The sequence below is a fragment of the Promicromonospora sp. NPDC060271 genome (assembly GCF_042726755.1).
In the GTDB taxonomy this organism is placed as follows: Bacteria; Actinomycetota; Actinomycetes; order Actinomycetales; family Cellulomonadaceae; genus Promicromonospora.
In genome coordinates this window covers 1-21,707 of the sequence record NZ_JBHXBG010000097.1, presented here as the reverse complement: position 1 = coordinate 21,707, position 21,707 = coordinate 1, and the positions used below count along the sequence as shown (strand labels likewise).

The following is a 21,707-nucleotide window of genomic DNA, read 5'->3' as shown; positions in this document are numbered from 1 at the left end:
CCGTCACCGGTGCGCCCCCTCACGCGGAAGCCGAGGCTCAGACCTCGGCGGCGACGATGTCGATGACCTTGCGGCCACGACGGGTGCCGAACTGCACGGCGCCGGCGTCGAGGGCGAACAGGGTGTCGTCCTTGCCGCGGCCGACGTTCACGCCGGGGTGGAAGTGGGTGCCGCGCTGGCGGACGATGATCTCGCCGGCCTTGACGACCTGGCCACCGAAGCGCTTCACGCCGAGGCGCTGGGCGTTGGAGTCACGACCGTTGCGCGAGGAGCTCGCGCCCTTCTTGTGTGCCATCTGACTGACCTGTCTTTCGGGACGAAGGAGGAAGAAGAAGTATCTGGCTCGCGCGGGCTCGCTCGTCGGAGCAGGCCCGCAGCGGAAGTCACTTGATGCCGGTGACCTTGAGACGGGTCAGCGACTGGCGGTGGCCCTGACGCTTCCGGTAACCGGTCTTGTTCTTGTACTTGAGGATCGTGATCTTGGGACCCTTCTCGTCCCGCACGACCTCAGCGGTGACCTTGACCTTCGCCAGCTTCTTCGCGTCGGTGGTCACCTTCTCCCCGTCCACGAGCAGGAGGGCCGGGAGCTCGAGGGTCTCACCGGGGGTCGCCTGGACACGGTCCATGACGACGATGCTCCCGACGGACACCTTCTCCTGACGGCCACCAGCCTTGACGATCGCGTAAACCACGTTCAACTCATCTCTCTAGTCTTGGCGTGCGCGCACGACGGGATCCACCGGCTTTGCTGTGACTCGCTCCGCCGCGGCGGTCGAGTGCGGTGCGCCATGGGCACGCAGGACGGGTGCGCAGACAGCACACCGAAGCACTAGGTTACGCGACGCCCCGGGCGGGTTCAAACCGGCGACGGCGTGGTCTTGCCCACCCTCGGTCACGGACTCCTGTCGACATCCGGCCACCGGACCGCCCGGGCCGGCGCCTGGCGGCCTCGATCGGCCTGTGCCTACCCTGGGATCGGGTGATCCAGATGGCCTTGGAACCAGTAGCAGTGCACGACGACATCGAACGCGCCATGCGCGCCGTCCCCCGCCGGGAGTTCCTGCCGCGCTCCCAGCGGCCGCTCGCGCACGAGGACCGGCCGCTGCCCATCGGACGCGGGCAGACCTCCTCGCAGCCCGCGACGGTCGCCGCCATGCTCCGCCTGCTGCGCGTGCCGCTCGGGGCGCGGGTGCTCGACGTCGGCTCGGGCTCCGGCTGGACCACCGCGCTGCTGGCCTACCTCGTCGGCCCCCAGGGCTCGGTGCTCGGCGTGGAGCGCGACAGCAGGCTCGCCGAGTGGGGCGCCGCCAACGTCGGACGCACCGGGATGAGCTGGGCGAGCATCGAGCAGGCCACGCCCGGCGTGCTCGGACATCCCCGGCCGGGCGGCTGGGACCGGATCCTCGTGTCGGCCTCGGCGCCCGCGCTGCCGCGGGCGCTGGTGGACCAGGTCGGGTACGGCGGCCGCATGGTCATCCCCATCCGGACGACGCTGCTGCTCATCGAGCGGCTGCCCGACGGGCGCACCCGCGCGACGGACCACGGCGGGTACCGGTTCGTGCCGCTCATCGAGGATCCGGAGACGTGAGCGACAATCCGTGCAGATCAGGTCTCGCGTCCGGCTCGAGGTGAAACTGCCTGCTTCCGCCCGACGACGTCCGCGTGCCGACGGCAGCGTGCCTCGTACGACTCCGAGCCGCCGACGTGCGCGGCGACCGGTACCAGCGCGTCGCCCGCGGAGGCAGCGGCGGGCACCGGCGGTGCACCCGGCAACCGGACATGGAAGGCGGCGTCCGCGCCGCACACCGAGCAGACGGCGGTGAGCTTCTCCACCGACTCGGCGAGCGCCATCAGCTCGGGCAGGGGCGAGAACGGCTGCCCGTCGAACGTGACGGACAGCCCCGCGACCACGACCACGAGCCCGCGGCGGGCGAGCTCGGTGGCCACGGGCACGAGGCCCGCGCCGAAGAACTGCGCCTCGTCGACGGCGACGAGCTCGGTCCCGGTCCCGGTCTCGCCCGCGCCGCCGGCATCGAGCAGGGCGAGGATCTCCGCGGCGTCCGACACCGTGTGCGAGGGCACGCCCTGACCCGAGTGCGAGGTCACCCTGCCCAGGCCCCTGCGGGCGTCGAGCGAGTGACTGACCACCAGCACCCCGCGCCGGGCGATCCGGGCACGCCGGACCCGGCGCAGCAGCTCCTCGGACTTGCCCGCGAACATGGGGCCGGCGATCACTTCGAGGCGTCCAGCGCCCAGGCCGTCTTCCATGGTCGCCAGTCAACCATTCGACTAGGTTGACGAGCATGGCGACCGATGTCGAGACCGTGCTGTTCCTGCCGGGACTGGGTGCCGGCATCGATCCGTGGGAGGCGCAGCTGCGCGCCCTGCCCGCCGGGTTCACGGGCCTGGCCCCGGACATCCCCGGGCTTGACCGTGCCGCGACACCCGGCGCCTTCACGTTCGCGGGGGCGGCACGCGCGCTGCGGGACCTGCTCGACGAGCACGGGATCGACCGCGCGCATGTCTGCGGCCTGTCGCTCGGCGCGATGACGGCGACGCAGCTCGTGCTCGACTTCCCCGAGCGGGTCGCCTCGCTCGTGCTCTCGGGCAGCCAGGTCCGCGTGCCTCCCGCGCTCATGGCGATCCAGCGGACGATCGTCCGGATGCTGCCGGAGCGTGCCGCCCAGCGCATGGCCCTGACCAAGGCGCAGTGGCTCGGGGCCCTCCAGGTGGTCGCGGACATGAACTTCCGCGAGGGGCTGGCGAGCATCCAGGCGCCGACGCTCGTCCTGTGCGGCAGCCGCGATCTCGCCAACCTCGCGCCGGCGCGGGAGCTCGCCGCGACGATCCCGAACGCCGAGCTGCGGATCGTCCCGCGGGTCGGCCACCCGTGGAACCAGCAGGAGCCGGAGCTCTTCTCCCGGACGATCGCCGAGTTCTACGAGCGGCTGTCGGCGGCCGGCTGAGGCTCCGGGGGCTCCTGCCACTCGCTGCGGAGCACACCCATGACCACCGAGTCGTAGGCATGATGACTTCGGTCGCTTGCCATGAGATCGGTCGGTTGATTGACCGATCTCACAGCAAGCGACCGAAGTCAGGGATGGGGCCGGTGCGAGGGACCGAAGTCGGCGACCCCCGTGCCCCCTGGCCGGCCGCTAACCCGCCTACAGCACCCGCGAGACGCCAGGGACCATCCGCAGCAGGTGGGCGAAGCCCCAGCACAGCGGGACCGAGAGGCCGAGCAGGATGAGGAACTTCACGCCGGCAGGGGCGACGAGCGGTGCGAAGAGCATCGCGACGCCGACCAGCACGAGCGGATGGATGACGTACACGGCGAACGAGTTCTGCGCCGCCCAGCGGGCCCACGCGGGCTGACCCGAGAACCGCTCCCGGAACAGGACCAGGAGCGCCACTATCGTGCTGATCGCGAAGACGTTCTCCGCGAGACCCGAACCGAGCTGCGCGAGCGGCCCGGCACCGGGCGCCGCCGCGAGGGCGGCGCCACCGAGCGCCGGCCCCAGGCTGACGAGCGCAACGACCAGCGCAACGCGCCCCTGCCGCACGGTGAGGGCGGTGAGCCATCCGCGGCGCACCGCGAGCAGGCCGACCACGAAGAGGATCACGTACTGCGGCAGGTACGCCGGGGAAGGCAGGCCCGCGAGCTCCCAGTAGGTTCCGTTCGGGACCGCGAGGCGCCAGAGGAACGTGGCAGCGGTCAGGACCCCGACGAGCCCGGCGATCGCACGGAAGCGGACCGGACGAGGCTCGGCGTCGACCGTCGCCGGCGACCCGGCGGCCACGATGCCGGACCGGGCCGCCGAGCGGGCGCGAAGCGCGCGGTAGGCGGCGTACACGAGCGACATCACCAGGAGCACCTCCGCGAACCACAGCGGGCCGACGTCACCGACGGTGAACCAGAACCGCAGGAACGACTCCCCCTCCGCACGGTGCTCCGGCCAGCTCTGCAGGGACAGCAGCGGCCGGGCCACCAGCCAGAACGCCACCAGCGGGACGCCGAGCCGGAGCAACCTGTCCCTGGCGAACGCGCCGGGCCCCTTGCGGTCGACGGAGCCCGGAGCGAACAGGCCGGAGAGCAGGAAGAAGAAGCCCATGAAATAGAACTGGTTCACGATCACCAGCACCATCAGCGCGATGCCGGACGGGCTGTCGCTCGGCTCTGTCCAGTACCAGATCGGGAGCGCGCCGTAGGTCAGCGCGCTGTGGTGCGCCAGGACCAGCACGGTCAGCAGCACCCGCAGGTTGTCGACGTACCCCAGTCGAGTAGCGGTCGGCCGTACGGCGGTCGTGGTCATCGTGGGTCTCCGAGTCTCGTGTGGTTCGCTGCCTCTGTGGTTCATTACTCGACTAATGAACCACAGAACAGGACGGTCCCGCAAGGGAGATCCGCTCGGGAGATGTCCGGGCACACAAAAGACGAGGGCCGCCACCTCACGGTGGCGACCCTCGTCCGGTTCAGGTCAGAGGCCGAACAGCCTCGACCAGAACCCCTTCTTCTGCGGCTCAGGCGACCTAGTCGCCAGCTCCTTTGGGCGGTTCCGACTGCCCAGTGTCGGAGCCCCCCTCCGGCGCATCGCTCGACGGCAGCGCGGCGTCCGCCGGCCAGTTCCCCGAGTCGGGTGAGTCAGGCTCGGGCGAGGCGGGCTCGGGCGAGGCGGGCTCGGGCGAGGCGGAGTCGGGCGAATCAGGCTCGGTTGAGCCAGGAGAAGCCGGCGAGCCGGAGCTCGCGGACGCCGTGCCGGACGCACCGGCGCTCGGCAGCTGGATCTCGTCCAGTGTCGCGGGACCGTCGTCCGAGGGTTCCTTCGTCTCGTGCGCATGCTGCGCCGCGGCGGCGATGGTGGCGAGCGTGGCCTTGACGGCCTCGCGCGCCTCGGACCGCTCCTCGGGCAGGCTCGCGACAGGCGTGGTCTCCGGCACGGAAGCCACCTTGCCCTCCTTGCCGCGCTTGCGGCGCGCACGCGGTGAGCGCGGGCCCTCGTCGGACGTCGCGGGCGCGGCGCCAGGACCCATGCCGTTGCCCGACTTCTCGATGGGCTCCTCGTGCACGATGAACCCGCGGCCCTTGCAGTGCTCGCAGGTCTCGGAGAACGCCTCGACGAGGCCCTGGCCCACGCGCTTGCGCGTCATCTGGACCAGACCGAGCGAGGTCACCTCGGCCACCTGGTGCTTGGTGCGGTCCCGGCCGAGGCACTCGACCAGACGGCGCAGCACCAGGTCCCGGTTGGACTCGAGCACCATGTCGATGAAGTCGATGACGATGATGCCGCCGATGTCGCGCAGGCGCAGCTGCCGCACGATCTCCTCGGCCGCCTCGAGGTTGTTCCGCGTCACGGTCTCCTCGAGCGTGCCGCCCGCACCGGTGAACTTGCCGGTGTTGACGTCGACGACGGTCATGGCCTCGGTGCGGTCGATGACCAGCGAGCCGCCCGAGGGCAGCCAGACCTTGCGGTCCATGCCCTTGGCGAGCTGCTCGTCCACCCGGTGCACGTGGAAGACGTCGGTGTTCTCGACCCACTTGGACACGCGCTCGCGCAGGTCCGGTGCGAGCTCCTCGACGTAGTGCGCGATCTCGTCCCACGCGCCCTCGCCCTGCACCACCAGCGACGAGAAGTCGTCGTTGAAGATGTCGCGGACCACGCGGATGGCCATGTCCGGCTCGCCCTGGAGCAGAGCCGGGGCGTTGGCCTTCTTCGACTTCTCCTGGATGGCGTCCCACTGGCCCTGCAGCCGCTCGACGTCGGCGCGCAGCTCCTCCTCGCTCGCCCCCTCGGCGGCGGTGCGCACGATGACGCCAGCGCCCTCGGGCACGACCTCGCGGAGGATCTTCTTGAGGCGCGAGCGCTCCGTGTCGGGCAGCTTGCGGCTGATCCCGGTCATGCCGCCGCCCGGCACGAACACCAGGTACCGGCCCGCGAGCGTGACCTGGCTCGTGAGCCGGGCACCCTTGTGGCCGATCGGGTCCTTGGTGACCTGCACCAGCACCGAGTCGCCCGACTTCAGCGCCTGCTCGATCCGGCGCGGCTGCCCCTCGAGGCCCGCGGCGTCCCAGTTGACCTCACCCGCGTACAGCACGGCGTTACGACCCTTGCCGACGTCGACGAACGCGGCCTCCATGGAGGGCAGCACGTTCTGGACGCGGCCGAGGTAGACGTTGCCGGCCATCGAGGCCTGCGACTGCTGCGAGACGTAGTGCTCGACGAGCACGCCGTCCTCCAGCACCGCGATCTGCGTGCGGCCGTCCTTCTCGCGCACGATCATCGACCGCTGCACCGACTCGCGGCGGGCCAGGAACTCGGCCTCGGTGATGATCTGGCGACGACGACCGTGGTCCCGGCCCTCGCGGCGGCGCTGCCGCTTCGCCTCGAGACGTGTGGACCCCTTGAGCGCGGTCACCTCGTCGGCGCGCGTCGAGCGGACGGCGGCCGCCTCGGCGCGCTCGCCCCGCGTACCCCGGCGGCGCCGGCGACGACGACGGCTGCCGCCCTCGCCGTCACCCTCACCGTCGACCGCGTCCTCGTCGGAGGCCTGCGCGTCCTCGTCCTCGTCGGACGCCTGTGCGTCCTCGTCGGAGTCGTCGTCCTGCTCCTCGTCCGCCGAGTCGTCCTCGTCGTCCAGACGGTTCGCGCGGCCACCACGGCGGCCGCGTCCACCCCGACGCCGACGGCGGCGCGACGGGCGCACCTCCTCGTCGTCGTACTCCTCGAAGTCAGCCGGGGCGAGCTCCTCGAGCTCGACACCCTCGGCGGCCAGCTCCTCCTCGATCGCGCCGACCTCGTCCACCGCGGCGGCGTCGTCCTCGCTCAGCTCGGCCGCGACGAAGTAGGGCACGGCAGCGCCCGGCTCACGGACGGAAGCCGCCTCGGACGCGTCCGCGGCGGGCTCGACGGCGTCGGTCTGCGTGCTCGGGGCCGCGTCCTGCGTCTCCGGACGCGCGGCCGGCTCGATGCCGGGCCCGCCCGTACGACGCACCGCCCGGCGCGAACCGGACCGGCGCGCCCTCGGCTCGGCCGGGGCCTCGGCAGCCGCCCTGGCCTCGGTCACCGGCTCGGACCGGGACTCGGCGGGCTCTGCCGCACGCGCGGGCGCCTCGACGGCCGGCTCGACAGGGCGAGCGATCGGGCGGGCGAACGTGGGCGTCAGGTCCTGCGGACGCGGCGGCCCGGCGGGTGCCTGCGCGCGCCGCGTGCGGCGGGCGGCGGACTCGTCGGGCGCCTGGAAGAGCAGCGCCGTGGTGGCGAGCCGCGGGACGCGCGTGCCCGACGTCGTCGCGGCGGGCGAGGCCGAGGGCTGCGCGGGTGCCTCGGGGGCGGGCGTCTCGGCCACGGGGGCCACGGCGGGCTCCGCTGCCGGACGGCGGCTGGCGCGGCGGCCGCGGGTCCTCGGCGCCTCTGCGGGCTGTGCCTCGGACGCCACCCCGGACGTCGGAACCTCCGGCGCCACCTCGGCGGCCGGGATCTCCTCGGCCGGCGCCTCGGCGGCGGGAGCCACGGGGGCCTCCGCGACGGGCTCCGTTGCCGGCGGCTCCGCGGCGGCGGACTCGGCGGTGTCGGGCTTGCGCCGCGACCGGGTGCGCTTGGGGGCGGCCTCGGCGGCCGGCTCGGCCGGAACCTCCGCCACGGGCTCGGCCTTCTTCCGGGTACGACGCTTCGGAGCCGACTTCTCGGTCTCCGCCGTCGGGCTGCCGGGCAGGATGATGTCGTCGAGGCTCGCGACCCCGCGCACCGGGGCATCGACGGGCGCCGCTGTGGGCTCGGGCAGCACGATGTCGACCGGTGCCGCCTCCTCGGCGGGCGCCTCGGCAGGCTCCTCGACGGCGGGCTCCGGCTCGACCGTCTCGGGCTCGGCGGCCGGCGCGGGCTCGACAGTGATATCCGTCTCAGTCGGGACCGGCTCGTTCACCGCGGCGGGCTCGGCAACGGCCTCGGCGACCGGCTCGGCCGCCGTCGGCTCCGCCACGGCAGGAGCGGGCGCCGTGGGGGAAGAGACGCCCCGCGTGGCGCGGCGGCGCGGGCGCTTGGTGGCGGGCTCGGCGGTCGCGGCGGTCGCCACGACGGCGGTGCCGCCGGTGGTCACCGGCTGGGCCCCGGCAGGGGACTCCGCCGGGGCGGACGAACCGACGACGATGGGCTCGACGTTCGCCGTCGAGACGACGGACCTGGTGACGCGGCGACGCGGGCGCTTGGCCGGCGTCGTGCCTGCCGGAGCCTCCCCACCAGTGGTGACCTGGGCGTTCGCCTCAGGTGCGTCGTGATCATCCTGTGACCCGATGGTCGAACCGGTGGTGCTGGAAGGCGTCACGTGAGGTGCTCCTGTAGCCGGCGTCCGCCCCACACCACGCGGGCCGCCAGGCGGTCGGTCGTCCGGCTGTGCATCGCGGCGAAGCGACACACCCGGGCTGAAGTCTCGGTCTGCGGCCCTGTTCCTGCGATCTTCGCGGACGCCTGCGGCCACGTTCTGACGTGACAGCGGCACCGCGTGCGGATCGCGGGCAGTGTTGGACTCTGCAGGCCGCGCAGGGATGTGGGCCTACGCGGGTTCGTCAAGTATCGCACAAGAGATCGCCCTCGCCCTGCGGTGGTCCAAGTGCGTGTACAGTGGCTTGTGAAGACATTCACAAGCCACGGATCCGCCCCCGCAGCGCCCCGACCTGCCACATCAGGCCAGCGTCCGAGGGACAGAGCCGTACGGAGACACCACAGGAGCCCGGAGTGGAAGCTCTCGACCTGGCACGCTGGCAGTTCGGCATCACCACCGTCTATCACTTCATCTTCGTGCCGCTCACGATCGGCCTCGCACCCCTGGTGGCCGTGATGCAGACGGCCTGGGTACGCACGGGGAACGAGCGCTGGCTGCGGCTGACGAAGTTCTTCGGCAAGCTCTTCCTGATCAACTTCGCGCTCGGGGTCGTCACCGGCATCGTGCAGGAGTTCCAGTTCGGGATGAACTGGAGCGAGTACTCCCGGTTCGTCGGCGACGTCTTCGGGGCTCCGCTCGCCATGGAGGCCCTTGCCGCGTTCTTCATCGAGTCAACGTTCCTCGGTCTGTGGATCTTCGGCTGGGACCGGCTGAACAAGCGCGTGCACCTCGCCTGCATCTGGGCGGTCGCCGTCGCGGTGAACCTGTCCGCCTTCTTCATCCTGGCCGCCAACTCGTGGATGCAGCACCCCGTGGGCGCGCGCTACAACCCCGAGACCGGTCGCGCCGAGATGGAGTCGATCTGGGCGATCCTCGGCAACAACACGCTCTGGGCGGCCTTCCCCCACGCGGTGTCCGCCGCCTTCCTGACGGCCGGGACGTTCGTGGCCGGGATCGCCGCCTGGTGGATGGTGCGGCTGGCCCGGACCAAGCGGCCCGAGTCGATCGAGCTCGCCCGGAACGTCTACCGGCCCGCGGTGATCCTCGGCACGGTCGTCATGCTGGCAGCGGGAGCCGGCGTCGCCCTGACGGGCGACGCCCAGGGCAAGCTGATGTTCGAGCAGCAGCCGGGCAAGATGGCGTCGGCCGAGGCGCTGTGCGAGGGCGAGGAGGCGGCGAGCTTCTCGATCCTCACCATCGGCGACCTGTCGAACTCGTGCGAGGGTGTGCGGCACATCCTCGAGGTGCCTGGCCTGTCGAGCTATCTCGGAACCGGCAAGTTCTCGGGCGAGGGCAGCTACCTGCCCGGCGTCGAGGACGTGCAGGCGCAGTACGCCGAGCGGTACGGCGCGACGGACGAGGCCGGGAACCCCATCTCCTACACGCCCAACCTCGCCGCCACCTACTGGAGCTTCCGGCTCATGATCGGGTTCGCCGCCGGATCCGCGCTGCTCGCGCTCGCCGCCCTGTGGTTCACGCGTGGCGGCCGCGTCAGCGACAACCCCTGGTTCGCGCGCATCGCCATCGCGGCGATCCCGACGCCGTTCCTCGCCTCGTCGTTCGGCTGGATCTTCACGGAGGTGGGGCGCCAGCCCTGGGTCGTCGCCCCCAACCCCACGGGGATCGACCAGATCCGGCTGCTCACGATGCAGGGCGTCTCCACGGTGGTCAGCCCCGGCATGATCATCACGTCGATGGTCGTGTTCACGGTGCTCTACGCCGTGCTGGGCGTGGTCTGGTACCGCCTCATCCGCCGGTACGCGATCGAGGGAGTGCCCTCCACGGTGCGCGACGAGTCGCCGGAGGCCGCGGGCGACGAGACCGACCGTCCGCTCTCCTTCGCCTACTGATCCGTCTGCCCGAGAGATTGCCAGAGAGATAAGGACGTGACCGTGGACCTCGCCATCGTGTGGTTCGTCATCATCGCGATTCTGTGGACCGGGTACTTCGTGCTCGAGGGCTTCGACTTCGGCGTCGGCATGCTGATGTCGCTGCTGCCCCGCGGCGACGCCGCGCACCGGGAGAAGGAGCGACGGGTGCTGGTGAACAGCATCGGCCCGGTGTGGGACGGCAACGAGGTATGGCTGATCACCGCGGTGGGCGCCACCTTCGCGGCGTTCCCCGAGTGGTACGCCACCCTGTTCTCGGGCTTCTACCTGCCCACGCTCGCGATCCTCGTGGCGCTCATCGTGCGCGGTGTCGCCTTCGAGTACCGCGGCAAGATCTCCGACCCCGTCTGGGCGCGCCGCTGCGACATCGCGATCCAGGTGGGTTCCTGGACCCCGGCGATCCTGTGGGGCGTGCTGTTCGCGAACCTGGTCCGCGGCCTCCAGCTCGACGACGCGCACCAGTACGTCGGTGGGCCGGCTGCCCTGTTCAACCCGTTCGCGCTGCTCGGCGGTCTCACGACGCTCGTGCTGTTCCTGCTGCACGGCACGGTGTTCGTGGCGCTCAAGACCGACGGCGCGATCCGGGCGCGGGCCCGCCGGTTCGCCGGGGTGCTCGCGGTCGTCGCCCTGGCCGTCGCCGGGGTGTGGGCCGGCTGGACGCAGACCGCTTTCGCGCCCGCCTGGACGTGGGCGGTGGTGATCGCGGGCGGCCTGGCCCTGGTCGGTGTCCTGCGGACCAACCACGCGGGACGTGAGGGCTACGCGTTCGGGCTCTCCGCCGTGACGATCATCGCGGCCGTCGTCCTGATCTTCGGGTCCATGTTCCCCGACGTGGTGCCGGGCCTGGACGGCGGCAGCGCGCTCGGCATCGCCGAGGCGGCGTCCACCCCCTACACGCTGACCATCCTGACGTGGGTGGCCGTGGTGCTGACGCCGCTCGTGCTCCTCTACCAGGGATGGACGTACTGGGTGTTCAGGCGTCGGCTGACCGTGGACCACATCCCCGCACCGGCCGGCCTGACCTGGAAGAAGATCAAGGACTCGGCGTTCTGAAGACCTTTGGCGTTCTGAACACCTGCAGCGTGCCGAACAGATGGAGCAGGGCCGCATGAGACCGATCGACCCCCGGCTGCTGCGGCAGGTCCGTGCGGCCCGCTGGTACGTGGTGCTCACGGTCGGGCTCGGCGTGGCGGCGGCCGGGCTGATCGTCGCGCAGGCCCTGCTCGTCGCGGACCTGCTGGCACCGGTGATCCGTGGGGACGCCATGCCCCGGCCGGTGCTCACCTGGTCCTTCGCCGGGCTGGCGCTCGTGGTAGCCGGGCGGGCGGCCGTCGCGTGGGCGCAGGAGCGGTACGCGCTGCGTGCCGCCGCCCGGACCATCGCCGAGCTGCGGCACGCGCTGGTCGAGGCCTGGGCTCGGCGCGGCCCGCGGGCGGCCGGGACTTTGGTCGGCGGGACGGCGGGCGGCGGGACGGCGGGCGGCGGGGCTGCGGACGGCGGGGCCGGCGCTCCGGCGTCGGGCAGCGGGAACGGCGCGAGCCCGGAGGCGGAGGTCGCGACCCTGGCGACCCGCGGGCTCGACGCGCTCGAGCCGTACCTCGTGCGGTACGTGCCGCAGCTCGTGCTGACGGCGCTGCTCACGCCGGCCCTCGTGGCCGTGGTGCTGGGCCTGGACTGGGTGTCGGCGGTGATCCTCATCGTGACGCTGCCGCTCGTGCCCGTGTTCATGGTGCTCGTCGGGCGGCTGACCGCTGGGGCGTCGGAGCGGCGGCTCGCGACCGTCGAACGGCTCGGCGCCCAGGTGCTCGACCTCGTCGCCGGTCTGCCGACGCTCCGCGCCTTCGGACGGTCCATCGGGCCGGGCGAGCGGGTGCGGGCGCTCGGTGACGCGTCCCGCAGAGCGACCATGGGCACGCTCCGGATCGCGTTCCTCTCCTCGATGGTGCTGGAGCTGCTCACGACCCTGTCGGTGGCGATCGTCGCCGTCGGCGTGGGGCTGCGGCTCGTCGAGGGCGCCATGGAGCTGCAGCCTGCGCTCGCCGTGCTCGTGCTAGCGCCCGAGGTGTATCTGCCGCTGCGGCGCGTCGGGGCGGAGTTCCATGCTTCGGTCGACGGGGTAGCGGCGGCTTCTCGGGCGTTCGCTCTTCTTTCTCCTGGTTCCGTCCGGTTTTCTTCTGGTTCCGTCCGGTCGGCGGGTGAGGACGTCCCCGCGCCGCCTCGCTCACGCTCGCTCGTTCCTCGCTCCCTCCGCTACGGCTTGACGGCGGGGCTGGGCGGGTGGGAGCTCGTGCTGGACGGAGTGTCGGTGCGGGCTGCCGGGCGCGGGGTCGTCGCGCCGTCCCGGCTGTCGGCGCGGGTGGCGCTCGGGTCAGGCGCTGGCGGGGGCGGGCGGGTCGTCGCGCTGCGGGGGCCGAGCGGGGTGGGCAAGTCGACCGCCGTGCTGGTGGCGCTCGGGTTGCTGACGCCGGACGACGGTCGGGTGGGACTCGTCGACCCAACGGGTGCTTTCCGCGGCCTTGACGATCTTTCGGCGGGCGGGCTGGAGAGCTGGTGGGGGGCGCTGACCTGGGTTCCGCAGCGGCCCTCGCTGCCACCCGGACGGTTGCGCGAGGTGGTGCTGGACGGCAAGCCGGCAGCGAGTGACGCGGCACTCGCCGAGGCGGCGCGGCTGACCGGGCTCGACGCCGTCGTCGACTCGCTCCCGGACGGCTGGGACACGCGGGTCGGGCTCGGCGGCGCGGGCCTGTCGGTGGGCCAGCGTCAGCGCGTGGCGCTCACGTCCGCCCTGCTCGACGACGCCGCGACCAAGCCGCTGGTGATCCTCGACGAACCGACCGCGCACCTCGACGCGCGCGGCGAGCAGGCGGTGCTCGAGACCGTACGTGCGTGGCGCGACGCGGGGCGGACCGTGCTCGTCGTCGCGCACCGGACCTCGCTGCTCGGGCTCGCCGACCAGGTGATCGACGTCCGCTCGGCGGCAGACCCGGACCGGGATTCGGAGGCACGATGAACATGCAGACGCCTGGCGCTCCGGCACGGACCACGCCTGCCCCGACCACTCCGACCCCTCCGACACGGCGCCTGACCAGTGGCGCCGCCGATCCGCTGCGCCGCGTGCTGTCGCTGCTGGAGGTGCGGCCGGTCAAGGTCGCGGCAGCGATCGGCCTCGGCGTCCTGGCTCTCGCCTGCGCGATCGGGCTCGCGGCTGTCGCCGCCTGGCTCGTCGCCAGGGCCGCGCAGATGCCCCCGGTGCTCACCCTCTCGGTGGCGGTCGTCTCGGTGCGGGCGTTCGGGATCGGGCGCGGCGTCCTGCGCTACTGCGAGCGCCTCGCGTCCCACGACGTCGCGCTGCGCGGCATGGCGGCGCTCCGCGCGAACCTGTACGACAGGCTCGCCGCCGACGACCGTCCGGTCACGGTCCGGCGGGGCGAGCTCCTGGCGCGGATCGGACAGGACGTGGACGACGTCGGCGACGTGGTGGTCCGCTCGATGGTGCCGGCGGGTGTCGCCGTGGTGACGTCGCTCGGCTCGGTGATCCTGCTGGGGGTGCTGCTGCCGGCGGCGGGCGTGACGCTGGCGTTGTGCCTGCTGCTGGCCGGGGTGGTGACGCCGTGGCTCGCGGCCCGGGCCGCTGCCCGGACGGAGGCGCGGGGTGCCGCCGCCCGGGGCGAGGTGACCGCGTTGTCCCTGGAGGTCCTCGAGGAGTCGGCGCCGCTGCGCGTCTCGGGGCGGTTCGACGCGCGTCTGGCCGACCTGGATGCCGCCGATGCCCGCCTGTCCGCCGTCGCGGACGACGGCGCCCGCACGTCCGGGCTGGCCGCGGCCCTGGGGGCGCTGGCGCAGGGTCTCGCGGTGCTCGCGTCGATCGCGCTGGGGATACCGGCGACGCTGTCGGGTTCGCTGTCCGTCGAGGCGCTGGCGGTGGTCGTGCTGACGCCGCTCGCGGTGTTCGAGGCGACGGCCGGGCTCCCGGCTGCCGCGGTCCAGCTGCACCGGTCGCGGGCGGCCGCACGGCGGCTGCTGGAGCTGGTTCCGGCGGATCTCCAGGGCGTACCGTCACCGCCGTCCGACCGGTTGTCAGACGCACAGGCCACTCGGGTGACCTCAGGGTCTGACACGTCCGGGGCGGCCGATCCGGCCGACGGGTACGGGCGCGCGTTGCTCGTGCTCGACGGCGTGACCGCCGGCTGGCCCGACGGCGACGGCCGGCCGCGGGCCGTCGTCGATGGGGTGTCCCTCACGCTGCGCCCGGGTTCGGTCGTGGCGCTGGCCGGTCCGTCCGGCGTCGGGAAGACGACCCTGCTGATGACGGCGGCCGGCCTGATCCCGCCGCTGGCCGGCCGGGCCGAGAGGTCGGCAGAACGTCAGGAGGTCGGCATTCCGAGCTACCGATCTCCTGACGAACTACCGACCGAACGCGGCGACGCGCTGTTCGTCGCCGAGGACGGGCATGTCTTCGACACCAGCGTGCTGGAGAACCTGCGGGTCGCGCGCGGCGACGTGACGGAGGCCGAGGCCCGGGCCGCACTCGCCGCCGTGGGGCTGGGTGGCTGGCTCGCCGCGCTGCCCGACGGGCTGGACACGCTGGTCGGCACGGACGCGGCGGCGGTATCGGGCGGGGAGCGCCGTCGGCTCCTGGTCGCTCGTGCGCTCCTCGCCCCCGCCCGGGTGCTGCTCGTGGACGAGCCCGCCGAGCACCTCGACGGCGAGACCGCGGACGCCCTGGTCCGCACCCTTGCCGAGCACGCGCGGGAGACGGGGCGGGCGGTGCTGCTGGCGACCCACCGGCTGACGCCGCTCGCGGCCGCCGACGAGGTCCTGCTGCTGGGTAACGGCACGCTCGGCGCGGTCGCGGGCGCGATCCCCGCGACCGTCGTGGCCCGAGGCAGCCACGAGCTCCTCCTCGCGACCAGCAGCGCCTACGCCTGGTCAGCGGGCCGGGAAGGTTGACCAGGCGGTTAGTGCCAGACCGTGGCCCTTCCTGGCAGCAACTGCCTGGTCACCCGGCCGTCAATCGACCATGCGGTTACTGCCAGACCTGGGCCCTTCCTGGCAGCAACCGCGTGGTCACCCGGCCGTCAATCGACCATGCGGTTACTGCCAAACCTGGGCCCTTCCTGGCAGCAACCGCATGGTCACCCGGGAAAGCGTCAGAGGCGCTTGTCGAACTTCTTCGAGAGCTGCTCGTAGCCCAGGCGCTCGTAGAAGGCGTGCGCGCCCGTGCGGCGAAAGGACGACGAGACGGTGGCCCGGACGGCGCCCGCGGCCCTCGCCCATTCCTCGAAGGCCGCGACGAGAGCGCGCCCTGCCCCGGTGCCACGGTTCGACTCGGCGACGACGAGGGCGGTGAGCTGGGCCACCGGCGCATCGAGCTCGTAGGCCCAGCGGACGTGACCCGAGGCGAACCCGACCGCTGCCTCCGCATCGGCCTCGTCCTGGTCGACCGCCAGCCAGGCCACGTCGTTCTCGCTGCCCGCGACACGGGCGAACCTGGCGGCGACGTCCTCCGCGGTGCTGGGGTAACCGAGCTGGCCGAGGAGCGGGGCGATCGCCGGGGCGTCGACGGGGAGGGCGTGTCGGATATGCACGGCCACATCCTAGGTGGCGGGCCAGCACCGGAGACCCGTCAGCCTAGGTCGCGGGCCAGCGCCGGAGACCCGTCAGCCGACGTCGCTCCCGAGGACCGCCATGGCCGCCGCTCGGCCCGGGATACCGCTCACGCCGCCGCCGCGGCGGGCTCCGGCGGCTGCCAGGAGAACCCGGGGGTGCTCCGTCGCGACGCCCCAGCGGCCGGACTCGTCGCCGGCGTCCGGCTCGGCGAACGGCCAGCTGAGGTCGCGGTGGAAGATGTGCCCGCCCGGCAGCCCGATGTCACGCTCCAGGTCGACGGGGGTGCGCACCTCGAGGCAGGGGGCGCCGTCGGCGTCGCGGGCGAGCACGTCCTCGATCGGCTCGGCCAGCACGGAGTCGAGGGAGGCGAGCGTGGCCCGGAGTGCCTGGTCACGGGCGGCGTCGGGTTCGGCGCGGAAGAGCCGTGCCGGCATGTGCAGCCCGAACAGCGTGATGGTCTGCGCGTCCGTCGCGGCGAGCTCCGGCCCGAGGATCGTCCGGTCGGTGAGCGTGTGGCAGTAGATCTCGCTGGGCGGCAGGTCGGGGATGCGCCCGGCGGCGGCCTGCGCGTGCGCTGCCTGGAGCTGGGTCAGGGACTCGTTGACGTGCAGGGTCCCGCTGAACGCCGCGACGGGGTCGACGTCGTCGCGCAGCCTGGGCAGGCGGGTGAGCAGCATGTTGACCTTGAGCTGGGCGCCCTCGGGACGGTCGGCCGACGTCGAGGGGCCGCCGCCCAGCAGCCGGTCGAGCTCCGCCGGGGCGCACGCCGCGAGCACATGGCCGGCCGTGACACCCCGGGTGCGTCCCTCTGCGTCGGTCCAGACGACCTCCGCGCCGGGTGCGCCGGGTGCTCCTGGATCGACGGCGGTGACCGTCGCCGAGGTGACTATCGTCGCGCCGGCCGCTACGGCGGCGTCGCGCAGGGCGCCCGAGACGGCGCCCATGCCACCCACCGGCACGTCCCAGTCGCCGGTCCCGTTGCCGATGACGTGGTAGAGAAAGCAGCGGTTCTGCCGCAGGGACGGCTCGTCGACGTCGGCGAACGTACCGATCAGGCCGTCGGTGGCCGCGACGCCACGGACCACGTCATCGGTGAAGGTGCGGCGCAGCACCTCTCCGAGGGGCTCCTCGAAGAGCGCCCGCCAGGCCTCCTCGCCCACGCCGTCGACCACGAGGTCCCGGACCGCCGACCGCGGGAGCAGGGGTTCGGTGAGCGTCGGCGCGAGCCGGCGGGCCACCTCGGTGGTCATGGCGTAGAAGCGGCCCCAGGACTCGAAGTCGGCGTCCGAACCGGTGAGCCGCCGGAACGAGGCGCGCGTGGCGGCGTCGTCCTGGCTGTCGACGAGCAGGCCGCCGTCGGCCACCGGTGTGTACGAGGACCAGCGGCGGCGCCTCAGCGTGACGGACAGCCCGAGCTCGTCGATCACCCGGCGAGGCAGGAGCGAGACGAGGTAGGAGTAGCGCGACAGCCGCGCGTCCACCCCGGCGAAGGGGCGGGCCGAGACGGCGGCGCCGCCCACGTGGTCCGCACGTTCGAGGACGAGGACGGACCGGCCGCCACGGGCCGCGTAGGCCGCCGCGGTCAGGCCGTTGTGACCCCCGCCCACCACCACGACGTCGTACCGGGAGCGCATCGAATCGGTCATGGTCGCCATAGTGGCATGGGGCACAGATTGCCAAGGACGTTCCATCACAGGTCGCTATGTGACCTAATCGTGACATTTGCGCGAGGGGCAGGTACGGTCGATCTCGCCTCTCCAGCAACGGGGAGGTCCAGGCCCGGACGCCGAACCCTGTCACCGGACCTTGGCAGCCAGAACCGTGACAGGGGCGGGGGAACCAAGTAAGCGGGCACGCGAGTGTCCTTGGGGTGAAGCCTCCTCATGAGGCCGGGTGAATCGCTCTCCCATCCGAACCCGACAGCTCACTTCGTAGGCGTCCGAGGAGATCACTGGTGACCGTACTCACCGACCGCACCAACGACTGGGCGGACGAACAGGCAAACCGTCCCAGCAACCGGGGCAGGCACCGCGCCGACGGCCCCGCGCTCACCCCCTTCACCGCACTGACCCAGACCGCCGCGGAGAATGCCGCCCGGACCGGCGCCATCGCGGTCGTCACGTCCGGCATGCTGGCGTCGGTCTTCACCCAGACCGCCCACACCGCGCCCGCCGAGACGCACACGCAGGCCACGCTCGCGAACGCGACACCGGTCAGCAACACCATCAGCAACACGGTCGACTCCACCGTCCGCGCCAGCCTCGCCGAGAACCTGGTGACGAAGGTCAAGGTCACCCAGGACGCCGACTTCTACGCCGAGCGCGGGCGCGTGTCCGTGACGCCGTACGCCGAGACCGAGGAAGGCATCGCCGAGGCAAAGGCCAAGGCGGAGGCCGAGGCTCGTGCCAAGGCGGAGGCCGAGGCGAAGGCGAAGGCCGAGGCCGAGGCCGCCGAAGCCGCCGCGGAGGCCGAGGCCGCCGCCGAGGCAGCGGCAGCCGCCGCGGCCGACTCGTCCGGACTGGGTCAGCAGGCCGTCAACCTCGCACTCGAGTACGTCGGTGTGCCCTACGTGTGGGGCGGAGCCTCCCCCAGCGGCTTCGACTGCTCGGGGCTCATCCAGTACGTCTACGGCCAGCTCGGCATCTCGATCCCCCACAGCTCGAGCGCCATCTCGACCATCGGGTACCAGGTCTCCGCCGCCTCGGCGCAGCCGGGTGACATCGTGTGGACGCCGGGCCACGTCGCCCTCTACGCGGGCGGCGGCATGGTCGTCGAGGCCCAGCAGGAGGGCACCCCCGTGCAGTACGGCGAGATGTGGCAGAACAACCCGGTGTTCATCCGCGTGACGGGCTGACCCCCCACGCCGAACCACACTGCGGACCGCGAGGTGTGTCGCGCCAGCCCTGGGCGCGACACACCTCGTTCTCGTCCGGGGCTCGTCCGGTAACGTCCCGGGCGTGAAGATCCTCGTACCGGACGTGCCCTTCGACCTCGACTTCCCGTCCCTGCTGCCCGACGGCGGGGCCTCCTTCGCGCCGGGCGGCATCGACACCGTCGCCGGCTACGCGATGAACGAGCCGGTCCCCGAGGAACACACCGACGCGGAGATGCTGGTCACCTGGTCCAGCCCGCCCAAGATCCTCGCCGACGCCGCCCGCCGGCTCCCCCGGCTGCGCTGGGTGCAGACCCTCTCCGCGGGGCCCGACGTCGCGCTGCGCGCCGGGTTCGGGCCCGACGTCGTCATCTCCTCCGGCCAGTCCCTGCACGACGACACGGTCACCGAGCACACCCTGGCGCTGGTCCTTGCGACGGTGCGCCGCATCGACGTCTCCCTCGCGGCGCAGCGGGAGCACCACTGGGCCAAGGAGATCGCGTTCGCGCAGGCCGACCCGGTCACCGGCCGCGAGTACACGCTCGACGGCGCACGCGTGACGATCTGGGGTTTCGGGTCGATCGCCCTGCGGCTGGCCCCGCTGCTGACCGCGCTCGGCGCACGGGTGACCGGCGTCGCGTCGCGTGCGGGCGAACGTTCCGGGTATCCGGTGGTGGGGCCGGACGGCCTGGACGCCCTGCTCGCCGAGACCGACCTGCTCGTCTCGCTGCTGCCCGCGATCCCCGCCACGCGGCACGCCCTCGACGCCCGCGTGCTCGGCCTGCTGCCGCCGTCGGCCCGGTTCGTGAACGTCGGCCGAGGTGCGACGGTGGACGAGGAAGCGCTCGCCGACGCACTGCGGTCCGGGCGGCTCGCGGGAGCGGCGCTCGACGTCATGGAGACGGAGCCCCTGCCGGAGGACTCCCCGCTCTGGGACCTCCCGAACCTGATCCTCACGCCGCACGTGGCAGGAGGCCGGCCGCGCGGCGCCGCTCGCTTCCTCGCGGACCAGCTCACGGCCTGGCGCACGGGCGCGGAACTCCGCAACGTAGCCACGAGGTAGTGCCGCGAGGTAGAGCGTGCGTCCGGACACCCGCTCTACTTCGGCATCAACCTGTTGCCGAGGTAGAGCGTGCGTCCGGACAGGCGCTCTACCTCGCCCTGGGGGCCGGCTGGCAGGTCGGGCAGCTGAACGACGAGCGGTTCATGAACGCGTCGCGGCGCACCGGCGTGCCGCAGCGGCGGCACTCGTCGTTCTCGCGGCCGTACACGGCGAGCGAGCGGTCGAAGTATCCCGACTCCCCGTTCACGTTGACGTACAGCTCGTCGAAGCTGGTGCCACCCTGGGCCAGCGACTCGCGCATCACCTCGGCCGCCGAGTCCAGCACCCGGCGCACGTCCGCCGCCCTGAGCTTGTCGGTCGGCCGGGCCCAGTGCACCCGCGCGCGCCACAGCGCCTCGTCCGCGTAGATGTTGCCGACGCCCGAGACGACCGTCTGGTCCAGGAGTGCGCGCTTGACCTGGGTCCGACGACGGCGCACCCGGCGGACCAGGCCGTCCAGGTCCAGGTTCGGGTCGAGCAGGTCACGGGCGATGTGCGCGACCGGCTGCGGCAGGAGGGGCAGGTCCGAGCCGTGCCCGGCCGGGATGCCGGACGCCGGTCCGCCGTCGCCGGGTGCTTCCCCGTCGCCGGGCACCAGGTCCTGCACGCTCAGGTGACCGAACGTGCGCTGGTCCACGAAGTCCAGGTAGCGCGCGCCGGAGGGGGCGCCGGTCAGGTGGAGGCGAACCCGCAGGTGCGGGTGCTGCCAGTCGTCCGCGGCCGTGCCGATCGCCGGGCTCGGCCCGGTCGGAGCCTCCGCACCGGTCTGCTCGAGGCCCAGCACCACGTTCGCCGCGTGGCCACGGTCCTTGCCCGTCTCGGCGCCCCGGACCAGCAGCTGCCCCGACATGCCGAGGTGTGCGAGCAGGGCGGCGGCGGGGTGGGCGGCGGCGGGCGTGCCCGGGTCAGCGAGCGGCAGCCAGAGGAACTTGCCGCGCCGCACCGCCGCATCGAGACGCCGCCCGGTGAGCTGGTCGCGGAACGACTCCGGGCCGCCGTCGTGCCGACGGACGCTGTACTCGCGGAACACCTCGACGTCGCGCACCACCGCGCCCACGACGAGCCTGTCGACACCGTCGCGGACGGTCTCGACCTCGGGGAGCTCAGGCACCGGCGGCCGGGGCCTTGCTCTCGGCCGGCTGGCCGGCGGCCGCCTCGCCGTCGTCCGGCTTGGGCAGCGGGAACTTCTCCAGCAGGGCCCGGTAGGTCTCCTCGGCCGCGCCCTGCTCGGCGTGCTTCTTCGCACTGCCCGAGCCGGAGCCGTAGGTGACGCCGTCGATCACCACCGTCGAGTGGAAGACCCGTGCGTGCTCCGGTCCCTCGAACGTGGCGATGTAGTCGGGCGAACCCAGCCCACGCTCCGCCGAGGCCTCCTGCAGCGAGGTCTTCCAGTCGAGCCCCGCACCCAGGCCGGCTGCGACGTCGAGCGTCGAGTCCACGAGCCGGTGCACCAGCGCCCTCGACGTCTCCAGGCCGTGCGACAGGTAGGTCGCTCCGATCAGCGCCTCAACGGTGTCGGAGAGGATCGAGTCCTTCTCGAAACCGCGCGTGCGGATCTCGCCCTTGCCGAGCAGCACGTACTTGCCCAGGCCGAGGGTGCGCGCGACAGCGGCCAGCGCACGCTGCGACACCGTCGCGGCGCGCATGCGCGCGAGGTCACCCTCCGACAGGTCGGGGTGACGCCGGTACAGCGCCTCCGTGACCACCAGCCCCAGCACGGTGTCGCCCAGGAACTCCAGGCGCTCGTTCGTGGGGATGCCACCGGCCTCGTGCGCGAAGGACCGATGCGTCAGTGCCAGCACAAGAAGCTCGGGGTCCAGATGGACCCCGAGCATCTCGAGCAGCGCGGGAGGTTCCG

General features: G+C 72.8%; 17 protein-coding genes and 1 riboswitch. Of the genes, 8 read left to right on the top strand and 9 right to left on the bottom strand.

The window, feature by feature from the left end; translation table 11 throughout:
• Positions 1–37 precede the first annotated feature (37 nt).
• Both rpmA and rplU read right to left on the bottom strand, forming a co-directional pair.
• Positions 38–295 (bottom strand): 50S ribosomal protein L27, encoded by a 258-nt coding sequence (gene rpmA, locus ACFWE2_RS15845; RefSeq protein ID WP_036961235.1) that lies wholly within the window; start codon positions 293–295, stop codon positions 38–40.
• 88 nt (positions 296–383) lie between these two features.
• Positions 384–692: a 50S ribosomal protein L21 gene (gene rplU / locus ACFWE2_RS15840; RefSeq protein WP_357462616.1), complete on the bottom strand. Its 309-nt coding sequence runs from the start codon at positions 690–692 to the stop codon at positions 384–386.
• Between the two features lie 296 nt (positions 693–988).
• Here rplU and ACFWE2_RS15835 point away from each other — a divergent pair, with 296 nt between their 5' ends.
• Positions 989–1,588: a protein-L-isoaspartate O-methyltransferase gene (locus ACFWE2_RS15835; RefSeq protein ID WP_377225174.1), complete on the top strand. Its 600-nt coding sequence runs from the start codon at positions 989–991 to the stop codon at positions 1,586–1,588.
• Positions 1,589–1,605: 17 nt separating this feature from the next.
• Here the strand turns inward: ACFWE2_RS15835 and ACFWE2_RS15830 are convergent, their stop codons facing one another.
• Positions 1,606–2,268, bottom strand: coding sequence for a thymidine kinase (locus ACFWE2_RS15830; RefSeq protein ID WP_377225172.1), 663 nt, complete (start codon positions 2,266–2,268; stop codon positions 1,606–1,608).
• A gap of 35 nt (positions 2,269–2,303) precedes the next feature.
• Here ACFWE2_RS15830 and ACFWE2_RS15825 point away from each other — a divergent pair, with 35 nt between their 5' ends.
• The gene (locus ACFWE2_RS15825) at positions 2,304–2,966 is read left to right on the top strand and encodes an alpha/beta fold hydrolase (RefSeq protein ID WP_377225171.1); all 663 of its coding nucleotides are present in this window, start codon (positions 2,304–2,306) and stop codon (positions 2,964–2,966) included.
• A 198-nt stretch (positions 2,967–3,164) separates the two neighbouring features.
• Here the strand turns inward: ACFWE2_RS15825 and ACFWE2_RS15820 are convergent, their stop codons facing one another.
• On the bottom strand, positions 3,165–4,313 hold the full coding sequence (locus ACFWE2_RS15820) for an acyltransferase family protein (RefSeq protein WP_377225170.1): 1,149 nt from the start codon (positions 4,311–4,313) through the stop codon (positions 3,165–3,167).
• A gap of 217 nt (positions 4,314–4,530) precedes the next feature.
• Positions 4,531–8,319: an Rne/Rng family ribonuclease gene (locus ACFWE2_RS15815; RefSeq protein ID WP_377225169.1), complete on the bottom strand. Its 3,789-nt coding sequence runs from the start codon at positions 8,317–8,319 to the stop codon at positions 4,531–4,533.
• Between the two features lie 410 nt (positions 8,320–8,729).
• Between ACFWE2_RS15815 and ACFWE2_RS15810 the strand changes: the two genes are divergently transcribed.
• Genes ACFWE2_RS15810 through cydC form a run of 4 tightly spaced genes read left to right on the top strand, consistent with a single transcriptional unit; the run spans position 8,730 to position 15,215 of the window.
• Positions 8,730–10,226, top strand: a complete 1,497-nt coding sequence (locus tag ACFWE2_RS15810; protein WP_377225168.1) for a cytochrome ubiquinol oxidase subunit I — start codon at positions 8,730–8,732, stop codon at positions 10,224–10,226.
• 42 nt (positions 10,227–10,268) lie between these two features.
• Positions 10,269–11,318 (top strand): cytochrome d ubiquinol oxidase subunit II, encoded by a 1,050-nt coding sequence (cydB, locus tag ACFWE2_RS15805; RefSeq protein WP_377225167.1) that lies wholly within the window; start codon positions 10,269–10,271, stop codon positions 11,316–11,318.
• Positions 11,319–11,373: 55 nt separating this feature from the next.
• Positions 11,374–13,275, top strand: coding sequence for a thiol reductant ABC exporter subunit CydD (cydD, locus tag ACFWE2_RS15800; protein ID WP_377225166.1), 1,902 nt, complete (start codon positions 11,374–11,376; stop codon positions 13,273–13,275).
• Positions 13,272–15,215: a thiol reductant ABC exporter subunit CydC gene (cydC, locus tag ACFWE2_RS15795; RefSeq protein WP_377225165.1), complete on the top strand. Its 1,944-nt coding sequence runs from the start codon at positions 13,272–13,274 to the stop codon at positions 15,213–15,215. Before cydD ends, cydC begins: the two co-directional genes overlap by 4 nt.
• Positions 15,216–15,415: 200 nt before the next feature.
• Here cydC and ACFWE2_RS15790 read toward each other — a convergent pair whose 3' ends face one another.
• Together ACFWE2_RS15790 and ACFWE2_RS15785 are read right to left on the bottom strand one after the other, a co-directional pair.
• The gene (locus ACFWE2_RS15790; protein WP_377225164.1) at positions 15,416–15,853 is read right to left on the bottom strand and encodes a GNAT family N-acetyltransferase; all 438 of its coding nucleotides are present in this window, start codon (positions 15,851–15,853) and stop codon (positions 15,416–15,418) included.
• Between the two features lie 72 nt (positions 15,854–15,925).
• A complete protein-coding gene (locus ACFWE2_RS15785) occupies positions 15,926–17,521 on the bottom strand; it encodes a phytoene desaturase family protein (protein WP_377225163.1) in 1,596 nt (531 codons plus the stop codon).
• Between the two features lie 155 nt (positions 17,522–17,676).
• Positions 17,677–17,826: riboswitch (cyclic di-AMP (ydaO/yuaA leader) on the top strand.
• A 3-nt stretch (positions 17,827–17,829) separates the two neighbouring features.
• On the opposite strand from ACFWE2_RS15785, the gene ACFWE2_RS15780 reads away from it, so the two are divergent.
• Positions 17,830–18,729: a C40 family peptidase gene (locus ACFWE2_RS15780; RefSeq protein ID WP_377225162.1), complete on the top strand. Its 900-nt coding sequence runs from the start codon at positions 17,830–17,832 to the stop codon at positions 18,727–18,729.
• 103 nt (positions 18,730–18,832) lie between these two features.
• Complete coding sequence (locus ACFWE2_RS15775) at positions 18,833–19,810, top strand: phosphoglycerate dehydrogenase (protein ID WP_377225161.1); 978 nt, start codon at positions 18,833–18,835, stop codon at positions 19,808–19,810.
• 88 nt (positions 19,811–19,898) lie between these two features.
• Here the strand turns inward: ACFWE2_RS15775 and mutM are convergent, their stop codons facing one another.
• Together mutM and rnc are read right to left on the bottom strand one after the other, a co-directional pair.
• Complete coding sequence (gene mutM, locus ACFWE2_RS15770; protein WP_377225160.1) at positions 19,899–20,960, bottom strand: bifunctional DNA-formamidopyrimidine glycosylase/DNA-(apurinic or apyrimidinic site) lyase; 1,062 nt, start codon at positions 20,958–20,960, stop codon at positions 19,899–19,901.
• On the bottom strand, positions 20,953–21,693 hold the full coding sequence (rnc, locus tag ACFWE2_RS15765) for a ribonuclease III (protein WP_377225173.1): 741 nt from the start codon (positions 21,691–21,693) through the stop codon (positions 20,953–20,955). The genes mutM and rnc overlap by 8 nt, the downstream gene beginning before the upstream one ends.
• Positions 21,694–21,707: the final 14 nt, after the last annotated feature.

Excerpts from the sequence above, each read along its gene's own strand:
- rpmA (WP_036961235.1), bottom strand. The coding sequence starts at position 295 with ATGGCACACAAGAAGGGCGCGAGCTCCTCGCGCAACGGTCGTGACTCC.
- ACFWE2_RS15835 (WP_377225174.1), top strand. The coding sequence starts at position 989 with ATGGCCTTGGAACCAGTAGCAGTGCACGACGACATCGAACGCGCCATG.
- ACFWE2_RS15830 (WP_377225172.1), bottom strand. The coding sequence starts at position 2,268 with ATGGAAGACGGCCTGGGCGCTGGACGCCTCGAAGTGATCGCCGGCCCC.
- ACFWE2_RS15825 (WP_377225171.1), top strand. The coding sequence starts at position 2,304 with ATGGCGACCGATGTCGAGACCGTGCTGTTCCTGCCGGGACTGGGTGCC.
- ACFWE2_RS15820 (WP_377225170.1), bottom strand. The coding sequence starts at position 4,313 with ATGACCACGACCGCCGTACGGCCGACCGCTACTCGACTGGGGTACGTC.
- cydD (WP_377225166.1), top strand. The coding sequence starts at position 11,374 with ATGAGACCGATCGACCCCCGGCTGCTGCGGCAGGTCCGTGCGGCCCGC.
- cydC (WP_377225165.1), top strand. The coding sequence starts at position 13,272 with ATGAACATGCAGACGCCTGGCGCTCCGGCACGGACCACGCCTGCCCCG.
- ACFWE2_RS15785 (WP_377225163.1), bottom strand. The coding sequence starts at position 17,521 with ATGACCGATTCGATGCGCTCCCGGTACGACGTCGTGGTGGTGGGCGGG.